22 protein-coding genes are annotated in these 14,915 nt (G+C 40.8%); 21 read left to right on the plus strand and 1 reads right to left on the minus strand.

Annotated features, from left to right (window positions below):
- Positions 1 to 202: 202 nt before the first annotated feature.
- Entirely contained in the window at positions 203 to 580 is a 378-nt protein-coding gene (locus GO755_RS32820; protein WP_157589679.1) for a helix-turn-helix domain-containing protein, read from the minus strand.
- A gap of 131 nt (positions 581 to 711) precedes the next feature.
- Between GO755_RS32820 and GO755_RS32825 the strand changes: the two genes are divergently transcribed.
- The 21 genes from GO755_RS32825 (at position 712) to GO755_RS32920 (ending at position 14,914) form a co-directional block, all read left to right on the plus strand.
- The gene (locus GO755_RS32825; protein ID WP_157589680.1) at positions 712 to 978 is read left to right on the plus strand and encodes a hypothetical protein; all 267 of its coding nucleotides are present in this window, start codon (positions 712 to 714) and stop codon (positions 976 to 978) included.
- Positions 975 to 1,169, plus strand: a complete 195-nt coding sequence (locus GO755_RS32830; protein WP_157589681.1) for a hypothetical protein — start codon at positions 975 to 977, stop codon at positions 1,167 to 1,169. The genes GO755_RS32825 and GO755_RS32830 overlap by 4 nt, the downstream gene beginning before the upstream one ends.
- Before the next feature lie 80 nt (positions 1,170 to 1,249).
- Complete coding sequence (locus tag GO755_RS32835; protein ID WP_157589682.1) at positions 1,250 to 2,461, plus strand: VapE domain-containing protein; 1,212 nt, start codon at positions 1,250 to 1,252, stop codon at positions 2,459 to 2,461.
- A 345-nt stretch (positions 2,462 to 2,806) separates the two neighbouring features.
- A complete protein-coding gene (locus GO755_RS32840) occupies positions 2,807 to 3,682 on the plus strand; it encodes a CHC2 zinc finger domain-containing protein (protein ID WP_157589683.1) in 876 nt (291 codons plus the stop codon).
- 213 nt (positions 3,683 to 3,895) lie between these two features.
- Entirely contained in the window at positions 3,896 to 5,971 is a 2,076-nt protein-coding gene (locus GO755_RS32845; RefSeq protein WP_157589684.1) for an NACHT domain-containing protein, read from the plus strand.
- Positions 5,972 to 6,462: 491 nt separating this feature from the next.
- On the plus strand, positions 6,463 to 7,155 hold the full coding sequence (locus GO755_RS32850) for a hypothetical protein (protein WP_157589685.1): 693 nt from the start codon (positions 6,463 to 6,465) through the stop codon (positions 7,153 to 7,155).
- Positions 7,152 to 7,610: an NDR1/HIN1-like protein gene (locus GO755_RS32855; RefSeq protein ID WP_157589686.1), complete on the plus strand. Its 459-nt coding sequence runs from the start codon at positions 7,152 to 7,154 to the stop codon at positions 7,608 to 7,610. The genes GO755_RS32850 and GO755_RS32855 overlap by 4 nt, the downstream gene beginning before the upstream one ends.
- A complete protein-coding gene (locus tag GO755_RS32860; protein ID WP_157589687.1) occupies positions 7,610 to 8,065 on the plus strand; it encodes a hypothetical protein in 456 nt (151 codons plus the stop codon). Before GO755_RS32855 ends, GO755_RS32860 begins: the two co-directional genes overlap by 1 nt.
- Complete coding sequence (locus tag GO755_RS32865; protein WP_157589688.1) at positions 8,052 to 8,408, plus strand: hypothetical protein; 357 nt, start codon at positions 8,052 to 8,054, stop codon at positions 8,406 to 8,408. Before GO755_RS32860 ends, GO755_RS32865 begins: the two co-directional genes overlap by 14 nt.
- A 41-nt stretch (positions 8,409 to 8,449) precedes the next feature.
- Positions 8,450 to 8,986, plus strand: a complete 537-nt coding sequence (locus GO755_RS32870; RefSeq protein ID WP_157589689.1) for a hypothetical protein — start codon at positions 8,450 to 8,452, stop codon at positions 8,984 to 8,986.
- An 89-nt stretch (positions 8,987 to 9,075) separates the two neighbouring features.
- Positions 9,076 to 9,246: a hypothetical protein gene (locus tag GO755_RS32875; RefSeq protein ID WP_157589690.1), complete on the plus strand. Its 171-nt coding sequence runs from the start codon at positions 9,076 to 9,078 to the stop codon at positions 9,244 to 9,246.
- A 77-nt stretch (positions 9,247 to 9,323) separates the two neighbouring features.
- Positions 9,324 to 9,848, plus strand: a complete 525-nt coding sequence (locus GO755_RS32880; protein ID WP_157589691.1) for a hypothetical protein — start codon at positions 9,324 to 9,326, stop codon at positions 9,846 to 9,848.
- A 44-nt stretch (positions 9,849 to 9,892) separates the two neighbouring features.
- The gene (locus GO755_RS32885; RefSeq protein ID WP_157589692.1) at positions 9,893 to 10,222 is read left to right on the plus strand and encodes a hypothetical protein; all 330 of its coding nucleotides are present in this window, start codon (positions 9,893 to 9,895) and stop codon (positions 10,220 to 10,222) included.
- Positions 10,223 to 10,261: 39 nt separating this feature from the next.
- On the plus strand, positions 10,262 to 10,948 hold the full coding sequence (locus tag GO755_RS32890) for a hypothetical protein (RefSeq protein WP_157589693.1): 687 nt from the start codon (positions 10,262 to 10,264) through the stop codon (positions 10,946 to 10,948).
- Between the two features lie 2 nt (positions 10,949 to 10,950).
- Positions 10,951 to 11,547: a hypothetical protein gene (locus GO755_RS32895; protein ID WP_157589694.1), complete on the plus strand. Its 597-nt coding sequence runs from the start codon at positions 10,951 to 10,953 to the stop codon at positions 11,545 to 11,547.
- A 5-nt stretch (positions 11,548 to 11,552) separates the two neighbouring features.
- Positions 11,553 to 11,717 (plus strand): hypothetical protein, encoded by a 165-nt coding sequence (locus GO755_RS32900; protein ID WP_157589695.1) that lies wholly within the window; start codon positions 11,553 to 11,555, stop codon positions 11,715 to 11,717.
- Positions 11,718 to 11,732: 15 nt separating this feature from the next.
- Positions 11,733 to 11,858, plus strand: coding sequence for a hypothetical protein (locus GO755_RS41920; RefSeq protein WP_262887037.1), 126 nt, complete (start codon positions 11,733 to 11,735; stop codon positions 11,856 to 11,858).
- Between the two features lie 28 nt (positions 11,859 to 11,886).
- Positions 11,887 to 12,342: a hypothetical protein gene (locus tag GO755_RS32905; protein ID WP_157589696.1), complete on the plus strand. Its 456-nt coding sequence runs from the start codon at positions 11,887 to 11,889 to the stop codon at positions 12,340 to 12,342.
- Between the two features lie 81 nt (positions 12,343 to 12,423).
- Positions 12,424 to 13,002, plus strand: a complete 579-nt coding sequence (locus GO755_RS32910) for a lysozyme family protein (protein WP_157589697.1) — start codon at positions 12,424 to 12,426, stop codon at positions 13,000 to 13,002.
- Between the two features lie 18 nt (positions 13,003 to 13,020).
- Positions 13,021 to 13,656 (plus strand): hypothetical protein, encoded by a 636-nt coding sequence (locus GO755_RS32915; RefSeq protein ID WP_157589698.1) that lies wholly within the window; start codon positions 13,021 to 13,023, stop codon positions 13,654 to 13,656.
- Positions 13,646 to 14,914 (plus strand): hypothetical protein, encoded by a 1,269-nt coding sequence (locus GO755_RS32920; protein ID WP_157589699.1) that lies wholly within the window; start codon positions 13,646 to 13,648, stop codon positions 14,912 to 14,914. Before GO755_RS32915 ends, GO755_RS32920 begins: the two co-directional genes overlap by 11 nt.
- The last annotated feature ends 1 nt before the right edge of the window (position 14,915 follow it).

A 14,915-nucleotide genomic window follows, 5' to 3' on the forward strand; every position in this document is an offset into this window, starting at 1 on the left:
TAAATTACCTAGCTGAATTAGTATAACTAAACACTAATTATTACAAAAAGAAAAGCCGTTTCCTTATAGGAAACGGCTTTTGATATTAGAAATCTACTATAGAGTGGAGAATATCGGATTTTGCTCTATTCCCAACAGTTTGGCGGCTCGTCATTTCTGACGAATAAACACTACTTTTTAGCAGGTTTACCAATAGGCTCATTTACGCTGTAATTGAATCCTGTTGAACCGCGTTCGGAAAAAAACGTAAGACTAGATTATCATATCTTTCCTGTAAGTCAAAGTACTTGCGTTGTAACTCTAAATGAATTTCAGCAGGTACCGTTTCTCCATTAAGATTTATCTGCCTCTCTATTTTTTTGTCTTGCTGGACACTCTTCAAATTTATTTCCTCAAAAAAATCATCTAAGGAAAAACCCAACTTTTCCGCATACCTACTTACAACCTTTCTCGTAAGTTGCTCGCGTTTAAAATGGTTCTCAACGGCTGTTCTTGTTACTCCAAACATTCCAGCTAATTGACTCATGTTAAACCCTTTAGCTTTTGTGAGTTGTTTTAGTCTCTCTCCTTGGTGCTCCATAGTTGGAATTTTTATTAAGAAAAAACTTTCTTTTTGATTGGCATAATGCTAATGTTGTCACGTTTAAACGTAAATCGTTACCGTTTAGATGTAAAAATAAAGCAAAGTTTAACCGTATCGCAACTTTTTTTATGCACCGAACTGCAACACAACCCACCCAGAAGAAAAGAAAGCTCCTCAACAACTTAGGCCGTGCCTATAGTGATGCTAAAAGAAGCAAGCAGCTAGCCTATCAATCGGCCCTATTAGAAGCAGGTGAGAATGATAATGCAAACTACTGGCGGTCATTCCGGGACGTTTGGCAGTATGCCGAAAGCATTGGTAAAGCTCCTTTTATCATTGTTGCGTTAGCCGAAGAAATTCTAAGCGCTAAAATTCTAAATCCTTTAACGAAATGAAAACCTACTACTGTACCGTCTGGTATGATGGTGACAAAACGCCATTTGAGTTTGATTATATACAGGCCGAAAGTGAAGAATTAGCCTTAAGAGATTTTAAAGCATGGTACACCAAATGTTATGAACACATGCCAAATTTTGAGGGAGCTATATATGAAGTAGAAGAATCTAAAAACGAAAATTCAAAATGAGAAAGTGGCTATTCACCTACGAGAACGAAGAAATTGATTGTGTTGAATTTGAATAATACCCACTCTTTACCTTTTATAAAATGTCAAAAGCTGGCGATAAACCAATTAAATTTTTATTGATTATGAGCTACCTAGAAAAGAAATATGATTTTCGATTTAATACAGTCTCCATCGACTTAGAGTACAAAGACAAAAAAGGAACTGATTGGACAACACTAAACCCCGCTGATTTAGAAGTAGAACTTCTGAAAGAGGGGTTTACAGGTTTCGACAAGCAGTTAGCAGCTTTATTAAAATCCTCATTCGTAAAGCGTTACGACCCAATTGCGGCTTATTTCGAGAGTTTACCTGAACCTGACCATAGCCAAGACTATATAGGAGAACTAGCCGGGTACGTAAAAACAACCGATCAGGAATTTTACGTTAGGATGTTTCGAAAAAAGCTGGTTAGAATGGTTGCTCAGGGAATAAATGCAATTGCATTTAACAAACACTGTTTTACGTTCTTCTCAAATCAAAACGACGGAAAAACGTATTTTTTCGAATACCTACTACAAGGAACTCCGCTTGCAGAATACTCAAAAAAGAATATTGATTTTGAGGGTAAAGATTCTAAAATTTCTTTGGCGGCTAATTTTATGATTAACCTAGATGAATTAGCTGGACTAAGTAAGCAAGATGTAAACCGGGCCAAGGCGTTCTTTTCTGAGTCACAAATTAAATTACGATTGCCCTACGATAAAAAGGATTCTATAATGTCTCGTAGAGCTTCATTTGTTGGCTCAACAAATCAACGTGAATTTTTAGTTGATGAAACCGGGAACGTTCGCTGGATAGTTTTCGAAGTCATTTCTATTAATCACGATAATGGAGGGCCAAACGGCTATCATAAGGTTGATATGAATAAAGTTTGGGCGCAAGCCTATTATTTATTTAAAGAGGGTTTTCCTGTACAATTATCAAAAGATGATATTGCACATAGCGAAAGTAACAACGCTAGATACGGACGTGACTCAGTAGAGTATCAAATGATACTTCAATATTATACCCCCTGTACTAAAGAACAAGGCGGTACGCATTTACAGCCCTACAAAATGGCCGAACGGCTTACACAGCTATCTAATAATACAATTCGGCTTACAAGTGAAAATATTGGCCGTGCAATGCGGAAAATCGGCGTAGACAAAGTTCAGGTAAGTATTGGACAATACTCAGTTTGGGGCTACTACGTAAAAGAGAACTTATTAAACGTTGCCGGGTCTCCTGTGGTACTGTCAGATACCCCAATGTAAAAAAACACTCATTTCTCAAAATCGTCTTACTACACTTACTACTTACTACATACTAAGCTATTTAACAGGGCTTTAACTGTAGTAAGTATATCTTAATTCTCTTACTATCTAACCTACTATTTCTTACTACATTTTAAAAGATTCTATAGTAAGTGTAGTAAGTATGATTTTAAAAAAATTAGCACATAACCGACACAAAATCAGCACATTACAAAGAAATATAGTAAGTAGTAACTGTAGTACCATACTTTTTGGAAATCTTTTTTTATTCCTAACTCGCTTTTTCTTTAGCGGCTTTAAAGAATTGTATTTAGCCGCTAAAGAAAAAGCACAGATTTTACCTAAATGATCCCACTGGAAACAATTGAAAAGGTTAAAAATGTGTCGATTACTTCCTATCTACAATCAAAGGGCATTCTACCTGCTCACCAACTCGCAGACAAAAAAGAATATGCTTATTGCTCTCCCCTATCTGGTGAGCGTACACCGTCGTTTTTTGTAAACTATCGCGATAATGTTTTTAATGATTCCAGTACGGGCGAAAAGGGCGATATTATCCGATTAGTCCAGAAACTTGAAAAGATTAGTTTTTTTGAAGCCGTAAGACGCTTACAGGCGTTTGTAGGCATTAACGAGCCGATTGTAATGTCTCCTTATAGCATTGCATCAGATAAGGCTTTAGATACAACGTTTCGTATTACTGCAAATCGAACATTACAACATCCTGCATTAATAAAGTATCTTGAAGAAAAACGAGGTATTCCTTTTGCCTATGCCAATCCGTGGGTAAGGCAAATTCATTATACTAGAAAAGATAAACCTTTTTTCGGTATAGGCTTTCGTACCAATTCAGGAACGTGGGCAATAAGAAACGAAGCATTTAAAACGTGGATTGGAAAAACGGACATCACAACTATTCACGTAGAAAATACAACTACACTAAATTTATTTGAGGGGTTTATTAATTTCCTTTCTGCCCTTACACTTTATAAAAAGCACGGCCCGGCAGCGACAACTATAATATTAAACTCAGTAACCAATCTTAAATCGGCTTTACCAGTTCTTTCCAATTACGAATCGGTAAACTGTTACTTAGATAATGATCGGGCAGGTAAGAAAGCCGTAGTTGATATGGGTATAGCAGGCATTAAGACGATAGATAGGTCTAATCTATATGCAGATTACAACGATTTAAACGATTTTCTACTAGCCCGCCTATAGTGCCTTCTATGGCTTTAGGAAGGCTTTAGGAAGGCTTTTGGCTGGCTTTCAGTAAGAATCAGGTAGGCTTTTAGCAAATTTTGCTTTATTTATATTATCATTACTTATAAAATAAGCAACCATAGTGACATATTTAATGAATCGTTACAAATGAGATTTGTAACGATTCTACTATTATCCTATCTCAAGAGGAATTAAATAAATTTATTAAACATGGAAATCAGTAAAGAACAAGAACTGCTTGCCGCTAATCTTATTTTGCCAATAATAAAAGACTTAGTAACTCCTAAGATCTTAGCTATATTTAGCAGGTATCAAACTAATCATATAGAAAGTACTATATATGAAAAAAATTTTGAAACATATTTAACTAGAAGATATATTAAATTCCTGACTATAGATACCTTGGCTTTTCCTAATAAGCAAACACAATTCGATTTACTATATGAACCTCTTACCTTAATTTCTAACAATAGAGAGTCAATTAGTAAAAAAATAGATGACAACTTTGAACCGTCTACTTTTTTTGCTAAATATTATAGAATTATTATCGAAGATACGGCGGGAATGGGAAAATCTACTTTAACAAAAAAGTTATTTAAACTATGCATTAAAAAGAAATGTGGTATTCCAATTTTAATAGAACTCAGGCATATAAATAGGACAAACCCTATTTTAGAAGAAATTAAATGTCAGCTATCTATACCTGGTTCAGAGTTCAACAAGGAAACTATTATAAATTTATTAAACGAAGGTGGCTTCACATTTTTCTTCGATGGCTATGATGAAATACCTCTTATTGATAGAATATTTGTCAAAAAAAATATCCAAGATTTTATTGAAAGTTCGCCGGAAAATTTTTTCATCATTACGTCACGCCCAGAAGTATCATTAGCTTCTTTTGGTGCTTTTCAAAAATTTAATATAGTTCCTTTAGAAAAAAAAAGTGCATATAATCTAATAAAAAGATATGACATATACAGTCATAATCCTATTGCTGATAGGCTTATAAACGAGATAAAAATAAATGAAGAGGAATCAATCAATGAGTATCTTGAAAATCCATTGCTCGTTTCTCTTCTATTTAAAGCGTATGATTACAAAAAAGATATACCTCTAAAAAAGACTCAATTCTATAGGCAGATATTTGAAGCACTCTTTGAAGCTCACGATTTATCAAAAGAAGGATATCTTAGGAGAGAAAAAAATTCAAACCTTCATTTTGATGATTTTGATCGTGTTCTACGGCATGTGGGTTATTTTACCGCAATCGAAAATAAAGTAGAATATACAATAGATAGTTTTACTACTATAATTGATAAAGTAAAGAAATATGTTCCTGTTTTATCATTTAATTCCAGTGACTTTATTAGAGACATACTTGAACCAGTACCATTATTTAAAAGAGAAGGAAGCTACATAATGTGGTCTCATAAATCATTACAGGATTATTTTGCTGCAAAATTTATATGCTTAGATACCAAAGAACACCAAGAAAAAATATTAATAAAATTGCATTCTATGAATAATCCTCAAAGGTTTAGCAATCTTTTAGAATTATTTTATGAATTAGATTCCCAAGTTTTTGAAAATACGTTCTTATATTGGATATTAAAAGATTTTAAAGAATATGCTGATCAATCTAAAATAGATTATTCATCAATGCCTATTGATTTGACAAAAAAAAGAATAACAAATACTTTTCAAAAAAAAGCTTATATATTAGTAACAGAAGAAATAGACTATGAAGTCTTAAGGCGTTATGGTTCTAATGGAAATATATTTAATCGAAAATATAGAAATCAATTAAAAGGTTTATCAAGCTATCAAGGTCATGTTAATTATTATGGTAATGATTTTGATGATGATTTTGATGATGATTTAATCTCAACAGATGCACGGGAATCTATATATTACAATAGCGATGAATTACACAATGAGCTTTATTTTTCCAATAATCCCAAAATTATATTAGTAGTTTATTATTTAATTAAATATGAGCATCCACTATTTATACAAAAGTTAATAGCAAAACGATATCCAGATATTTTAAAATTTGTTGAATCTAATAATTTTACAATTGATATACCACATCAATATCTTCAACAAGGCAAAATGTATGGAGTCAGCAAATCAGATTGGATATCAAATAATCCTATTTTATTTGATTTTATAAATGATTTGTTATTATATGGGGTTACATTTAATTATGATAGTGCTTTAGAAAAATTAGAAGAAATAGAAAAAAGAAAAATCAACAATTCAAGTGATGAATTATTTAATTGGTAAATCATTTAAAGTATAAAAATAAAATAACTAATATCCTTAAACATGATTTATACAAAAGTTTTTAGTTAGTCAATTAATCATCGAAATAATTTCGCTTTAATAGCTTTTACAATCTAAAAGCTCGACTAATAATTGACTCGGCTTCATATAGGCTCCCCTAAGTGCTCAAACACCTTAATAACAACTTTCGGCGGGAATTTCTGACGCTGGCCTTTTATCCATCCTATCTCCTTTGCAATGTCACTAATCCACTTCTCAAAAGTTGGCATTGTGACCCCGTAAGCCATGCAAAAATCAGTTTTAGAATAGACCCCAATACGCGCCGTTTGCATCGGTTAAAATATAGTTAAGCCCTTGTAATAGCCCTGTTTACCTCGATTATCCTCAGTTAATCATCGTTTTCGTGCGTTAAGTTACGCAAACCTAAACACATACTAAAATGCTAACTATTCTTGTATCGTTAATCACGAGCAAAACGATACGGCTATGTAATGGCAGACAAGAACACACAGTATCAGGGCTATGCAGAAACGTTTGACATTGCCCAAATAAAGCGGAACATGTATGGTTATTGGGGGAGCCACAACCCTACGAATGAGGAAATAGAAAACTTTCTCAGTCACAACCCAGACCTGCAAGACAGAGCGAATAAGGTAATTCAGTTTAATGCTGATTCCGTTTCAACGGTAGCAGCCGTTAAAGTGGCCTATTCTGGAACAACACAGGCCGAACGTGTAGCATGGATTAATGAACGCCTACAGGCAATTGAAAACCGCGCCGACTTTATTAAGGCACGTGCAGACATTATAATCAGTAGTCTGAAAGAGTTAGGCGCAACAGGTGCAGGGGATGTTTTTCTAAGTCTTTGGGGTGCTGCCTTTTCAATTGCGGTACCAGTGTTCGGGACATTGCTTAGTTCGCTTTTTGTGGGTGGCTTTATGGGTGCTAGTGCTGATACCATTAACGATCAGCAAACAAGACTACAGACATACTCCAACGATATTCAGCAATTGGCAATTATCAAGGCCGCGCTTGTAAAGGAACTCAATGGATACGAACAAACCGATCCAACTAGTAATGCTGCAAACGCTTGGCCAACATGGTACTACTACGTTGGGGCTGGATTATTACTTCTCTTAGTTGTCTGGATTCGCAGACGCAACTTAAAACGCCGGAAGCGATGAAAAAAGGATTTATAATACTGGCTATAGTCGTCATAATTGCCCTGTACATTTTGAACAAGGTGAACACGGCAAAGCAGTTAGAATTTACGGTCGGGTTGCCCAAGAATGTCAGTTTACAAGGTGGTGCATTAACGTTCGATTTGCCCCTTACTTCTCTGAATGTTGCGTCGGGTGAAATCAATATTAAGGCGATTGACTTTGATGTACTGACCAACGGCAAACCACTTGGCAAGGCCATATTACTGCAACCTGTCACCATTGTTGCTAACGCTTCAACCACTTTCTACGCTCACGTAACAATCGGTTATTTCGATCTGATAACGGCGGCAAATGCAGTTATTAACCTGTTCAAATCGGGTAAAGTGAATCTGACTTTAGACGGGCTAGTCTATGCAGAAGGCGTTCAATTCCCTGTTAAGCAAAGTTTTGATCTTGACACTAAAACCCTTCTCTAATGTTTCCAGACGCTAATACAATTTGGTCTATTGCCCTTGCTGGCGTAAGTGATACAGACATTTCGTCGTATCTGTCAGACTATGGATTGACCCCAACCGCGCCCTCTGACGCTAAACTGACGGCTGACGTTACAACGGCAAAAGCAACGGCAACGGCTACCGGAAATACCAAGCTTGCTAATACGTTAGACTTCATTTTGAAGTACGGCGATAAGGCTCTGACAATCCTAACGAAGAATGGGATTATCAAAACAAATAGCCTTGCCGGGGCTGGCTATTCCTTAGACCTTTCGACCCTTTCCACCGATACAACGAGTTCAGCACCTGACGCAAGCAGTCGGGTTTTCAATATCGACTTTACAGACCCGAAGGTTCTGATTATCACGTTTCTGCTGGTAATGATTCTGTTTTACTTCCTCTTTTTTAACCCTTCTACCAAACATGCAAAACGTTAGAATTGCACAAATTGGACAAGTTGCCGTAAACCGTCCGTTTTACGAAGTCTTTATAAACGGCAAACGATTTGCTGCCGTCGTGAACAAATCCGGCAAAGTTGAATTTGTCCCCCCTCGCTTTCTTAAAGAAATCGGCATCGGTTCAGTGTATGCCGATACATTTCGTGATTCGCTGGATAGCGAGGTTATAACGGCAATGAATATTTCAGGTACTACAACGGTTTTAGATTCCCGCTTTGCAGTCGTGAACTACGGAACAGGTCTTGCCTTTGTAGCTGATTTCTTACCCTATAAAGGGTGGTCGGGCCTTAACCCAACGGCGAGCATTACGATCAACGCCTAACAGTCAACTTTCTCTTTTTTAACCCTTAATTTTTTCTCAAAATGGCAATTACACAAATTGGCTACGCTGGCAATATTGGACCAGTGTTCCGTGATGACTCTCCGGGTGGTGGTATGTACATCATATTGCAAGGTCAGACGTGGTCTAATGGTGTTTCGGGCTTATATGCAAAGCAACCCGGTTACGCTACAAACTTGGGTCTTAGCGCATCCATCTACACACTTGGATCATATGCTGATAACCAGCGTGTAAGTGATATTCCAGCCTTTAAACAGCCTGTCTCAGGGCCAAGTTTCTCCGGCTATGATTCCAATGTTGCCGCAATGGTAACGGCTACAACTATTCCCGGTTCAGCCACTATTACAAGCACGACAACCAGTACAGGCACGACTACAACCAGCACAGGTACAACCAGTGCAGGCACCACAGACACAACGTTTTCAGCGCCTACCCTCATGGAGCAGGTAACAACATTCCTGACTAACTATTGGTGGTTGGTTGCCCTGATTTTGCTTGCTCTTCTCTGGAAACCCTTTATAGCTCCATTCTTAGGAATGGGCAAGAAGCGCCGACGATAACAACCCCCGACCCGATAAGCCTGGCAGGTAATTGACGACCGTAAGACCGGGCTTTAGTTCTCAAAACCTTAAATATCTCACTCACCAAAATGGCAAAATTGCAGAAATACCCAAAGGCTTTAAAGGCCGGGGCTTCGCTCAAATCCTTGCAGAACTGGGAAGCCCGCAACAAGAAAGTAAAGGCTAAAAATGACGCGATTATGAAAGATCGTAACGCAAAAAAAGCCGTTCGAGACCGTGTTGCTAAAATGAAGAAATAAACAGTTTCCCGGCTCTGTAATCCCTGACTAATGAAATAAGAGCGGGTTAGGGCCGGGCTGTTTTAACCCTCGTATATATGGACACGTTAGAGAACGCCATAGCCTTTTTACGTCACAACGATACGCCTTTCTGGTGGTTGTTTTCGGGGAATTCCAAAGTAGGAATGAACGTGAAGGAGGAAGATATAAACGCAAGTATTGACCTCCTTAGAAAGTCGGTCGAGTTCCTACCAAATGGTTCCTATAAACTCGAATGTTCTGCTAACAAGAACGACCGTTCCGGTTCCTTCAAATTCCCATTCACGAAAGGACAAATTAGTACTACTAGAGCAGCGACAATGTCAACTAATTCCATGAATCCGGGCGGTCTCTCTGACGAACATCTCCGACGCATTCGAGATGAAGAACGATTCAAATTGAAGGTCGAAAATTTGGTCGATAAGATGGAACGGTTCTTTGAAGAATGGCCGGATTACAAAAAGAAGATCGACCGACTTCTGACTGATGATGACGACGACGGAATACCTGATATTCTGGAAATGACTAGAAAAGTCACAGATGTAGCCAAAGCAGGAAAGGAAATGAAAGGGCTATTTAGCTAGTCTTTCCCTTCCCCTTACAACCCCAACCCCCAACCAAAACGACCATGAAAACCAACCAAGAAACTACAGAAATTCAAGCAGTTGAGATTACCAAAGAATATGCAATGGAACAGTTAATCAGACTGTTTAAAGCGCTCGAAAATGCTACCGAGGATACTGCTACAGCCGTTGCAATTATCGAACGAATTTCAGAAGGTATTGAAGCCGATCCCGAATCTGCCAAGAAAATGTTTACCCCTGAAAACGTTGCAAACGTCATGCTACTAAAACGCAAAATGGACGCTGGTACATTTAAGCCAAGCGATTTAGAAGCCGCTTTTCCTGCCATTGCAAACTTCCCGCTTTGGCCGCTTGTCAAGCAATTTATTAAGTAACCCTTATAGGCTATTTCTAGCCCCTTAACCCTTACAAAAATGAATGATCGACTAGGCCGATTAAACGACGGTGGTTATAACAACCTGTTAGCCGTTGCCCTTGTAGTCCTTGTTATTTACCTGTTTATCAGTGGCTTTAACAAGTCAAAACAACAAGCCTATCTCGATAACGCTGGACTCGACAAAACAACACAGATGGCTCAAGCCCTACGCGATGCGATGAACCGTTCTGGTATCAAACTCATGATGTCGGTCGATGGGACTGACCTTGATTTAGTGATGAGTACAGCCGCTTTAATTACCGATTATAAGGCCGTTTCCGATGCCTATCGGGTGCTTTACGGTAGTGAGTTAACCACTGATTTGCAGGAAGAACTTACCCGAGATCAACTGCAACAGTTCTGGAATGTGGTCTACAAAACCAATGCGACTACTACCCCCACAACCACCAATCCAACTAGCAACGTAGGCAAAACGGTAACCGCTATTCAGACCTCAAACATTCGGGCCGATGTCTCTCCCTACGAGGTGGTCGTCAACATTCTAGGCCAACGCCGACAAGCAAGCGCCGGGCAAGTTTTAGGCAAATACGTATCTGAACGGCTACTGCCTGACCTACCCAACAAAGGGGATAAGCTCACCTTTGTCAAGTACGAAGAATCGGCCTTCTTTGGCACGTACACTGTTCCTTATTGGGTGCTGAAAAGTGCCGTTAAAATCGCTTAGTTATGGCACTCGCTTACGAAAGTTTAGTCCCGTCGGCCTACCGTTCGGAGTTTATCGCAAAGGTCGTTGCTATCTCCAACCGACTCGGAATAAACCCCAATTGGTTGATGATCGTCATCAAGTTTGAGAGTGCGGGGACATTTTCCCCCTCGGTCAAAAATCCCGGCTCCGAAGCCTACGGGTTAATCCAGTTTACCAACGCGGGTATCTCTGGGTTGGGTGGGGTAACGCTGGCGCAACTCAAAGCGATGGACGCCGTTACCCAACTGGATTGGGTTGAAAAATACCTGACTCCCTACAAGGGCAAAATGACCGATTTGTACAACCTGTATTTGGCCGTTTTTGCCCCTGCTTACATCGGTCGTCCTGATGCTCAGAAAGTGTACGCCAGTCCGTCAGCGGCTTACTCGGCAAACGCAGCACTCGACACCAATAAGGACGGGGTGATCACGGTAGGCGAAATCAAACAGGTTATAACACGCTACATTCCAGCCGGGTATGATGCCGGTACGCTTTTACCCCCTACCAGTACAATCGTTCCTATTGCGGCTGTTATCGCCGTTCTTCTCTTTCTCTTTTTTATCCTTAAACGCCCTTAAACAAAATGGCTAAAGTGTTCACTGTAATTTCCGAAAGTCAAGTCATCACGGCAAAGGTTGGCGATAAAACCACGCTCGTCAATGCATCAACAGGAAACATTTTCCTAACCGATGATGCCACCAATACGGCATTAAATCCGACAAATCCCGAACTACAACCAATACCCTAAGAAGCTAAACAAGCGGTGTTAAATGCACTCTACAGCATTGCACCGGGGGCTAGTAAAGCGTTAGCGGCTGGCACCTATAACCTGTCTTTTGCCTTCAGTTTTGGTTCTTCTGCCGTGTTGGTGGTTGAAAATAACGACTAGTTTAACCCCTTAAATTTCTCCTACCACTATGAAAAAAGGATCTGTAAAACGTTCTCAGTTTCAATTTTTCTCGATCACAGATGCAACAACTAAAACTGCATTAGTTGAAGGCGATGAAGCCTACATCACTGTAATGACGAGTTCGAACCCAGCATCTATTCGTAGACAAATTGGCCGTGATACTGCCAAAGCAATTGCGGCAAATGGCGGTTTAGCTTCAGTTACTTCGTACTTGCCAGAATGGGAAATTGTAGATTTTAGTTTTGGTAAAGTTCCGTTAGATGTGCCTGTAGCATCAGGTAGTTATCTGTCAAACATCGCCCCTACTAGTACAGTTGGTAACGTGGGCTATGTTGAGCGTATTCGAAATGCTGATGTAGGATTTAAAGAGTACGTAGACATCAAAGCATCAAATACGACATACCCCCTTAATGTCTGTATTGAAACCGTACACTACGTACCTGCTGATACAATTTCGGCCTAATTGCCCTCTTATTCTACGCCTTAAAAATGAGGTCGGGCGCAATCGTTCGACCTCATTTTTTTAACCTTCTTCCCTCTTTTCATGAAGTCTTTTTTAGTACTGCTATTCGCAGTATTCAGCCTGAATATTGCTTACACTAAGCCAGTTAAGCCCAAAACCTTACTGTATTCCGAGCTAGTCCCAGCCGATCAACGGGCCGCGTTTGTCGAAGCCGTTGTCCTCTCCGCCGAACGCTTGCACGTGCATCCCGATTGGTTAATGGTGGTGATGCGCTTTGAAACAGCCGGAACCTTTCGGGCCAACATTAGGAACCGCTATAGTGGAGCCGTTGGCCTTATTCAATTCATTCCCAACACGGCCAAACAGTTAGGGACAAGCCCTACCAAATTGGCCGCAATGACGCTGGTGGAGCAAGTAGCCTACGTCGAAAAATACTTCACGCCCTACGCGGGTCGAATGACTGATGTGTACGACGTGTATATCGTGGTGTTCGCGCCTGCATTCTTAGGGCGCTCTAACAGTACCATTCTCTACAGCGCCAACAGCCCTACCCTCTTAGGCAGGCAGCGTTACAACTGGAATAAAGTTTTAGACGATAACCGGGACGGCGTAATCACGATGCGCGATGTAAAACGGCAAATCAAACGGTTCGTTCCTTAACCCTTTTCCTCTTTCAACATGGCAACTCTACAAGACCTTACTAATCAGGAAACCCAGTTAAAGGCGCAATTAGCGCAGCTTGAAACTGATAAGATCCAAGCCGCTGAACAGGCCAAACAGCAGAAATTAGGCCTCATTACGACCTACGAAAACGAAGCGGCTGGCTATCGAAACCAAGCGGCCAAAGCTAACAGCGACGACGATAAACGCAAGCTCTACGGCTTCGCGGATCATGCCGACGAGTTAGCCAATGAACTACGCGCCGAACTGGGTTTAGTCCCGTTGGCGGGTGAAGAAAACAACGAGCAATTCACTAAAAACGAGACGCTTAGAAAAGTAAACAGCTTGCTTATAAAAGCCGCGTTTGCGCTGGTTGCCTTCTTCGTTGCTGACTTCACATCGGCCCGGCTGGAAATGGGGTTTACTTCCTTCGCGCTCAAATCCGTAGCGCAAATCGCTTACTCGCTCAGTGCCGTTTTTGGAGGGTGTTGGGTAGCCTGTTTACTGCTTTTCGGCTTCGTCGGTAGCTATGGTTATACGGACTTAAAGCACGATTTCAGAGATACTAACCCAGCCGTACGACTCGGTGTACTAGCTTTTTTACTGGCTTCCGTTCTGTATTTCTTCGCCAACGCCTTTACCAATGTCAACTAACCTAACCCTTAATCAGCCTTATTCAAGTTGCGTCTACCAGCGCAATTCGGATGGTTACGCAACCATTCCGGTAGCCGGAACCGTTGCACCGGGCATCGAAAACGTATTGGCTACTTTCACTCGTTTGCAAGTGGGTGCCGTTCAGAATTTGGCTTACGCGGTGCCCATCGTTCAGACCTTGCCGGTCGATGTGAATGGGAACTTTGGCGGTGGTTGTGTAGTGCCGGGTGGCTGGTATTCGCTGAGCGTTTCGGCGGGTGATACCACCGTATCCATGAGCAAAGTTGGAGCGGGTGAAGTGTTCGTTTTATTCGGTCATAGCTTCATCCAAGGCGGTCACGATAAGAGTCATCAGCTACCCGCTACCGACGAGCGGGTAATTACCCTCCTTGATTCGCTCGACCAACGTAACTACCAGTTTGGGCCATTAGTGAGCAAAGTCGGGCCATTTCACGGCGATCCTGATAGTTGGGGACAACTCGGCGATTTGCTGGTTAAGCGGTTAGGCGTTCCGGTTCTGTTCTACGGGTGTGGCTATGGCGGCTCTAATCTGCAAATGAATCTGGATGTGATAAACGGGGTAACAAACCGGACCAAGCTACCACCGGGAACGACCGACCCAAGCAGCCGCCAACCGTTTGCCCCGCTCGAAGACGTACTGACTAATTACGTACCCAAAACAGGTGTTCGGGCTATTCTAGTCGAGCATGGCTACAACGACCGAGGAACCGACCGGGCAACCTATACCGACATGCTGAAACGGTTTTTCGATTACGTTCGCTCCCATTGGCAAAAACCGGATTTGTCGGTCATACTGGTTCAGGAACAACTTACCCCCGTGCAAGGGAGCTTGTACGATATTCCAACCGCGCAGGGCATTGCAGACTTTATCAATACCTATCCGAATGCCTACAAAGGGCCGGATATGAATACGCCCGAATGGTTTGGTATTTTCGCCCAACACGATCATTTGTTTGGCCCGGCATTAGACCTGTTTGCGACTCAATGGGCCGACAGCATAACGGCAGGTTCGTTTCTGACCAAGAGCTATCCATATGGGCCAACTCAATTGCCCGATGTGTTCCCGGCAGTGCTGTACAAGGCTCCAGCTACCGACATAAAGCCGGTTGATTGGGTAATCCTAGCTTTGGCCGGATTGTGTCTTGTCGGGCTATTCATTTACAAGTCCAAAAAACTGATGTGGGGTTTTCTGCTGCTTGGATTATTGGCAGTAGGCCGCTTAACGGGTAAGGTATAAT

The organism is Spirosoma arboris (assembly GCF_009754945.1).
Classification (GTDB): Bacteria; Bacteroidota; Bacteroidia; order Cytophagales; family Spirosomataceae; genus Spirosoma; species Spirosoma arboris.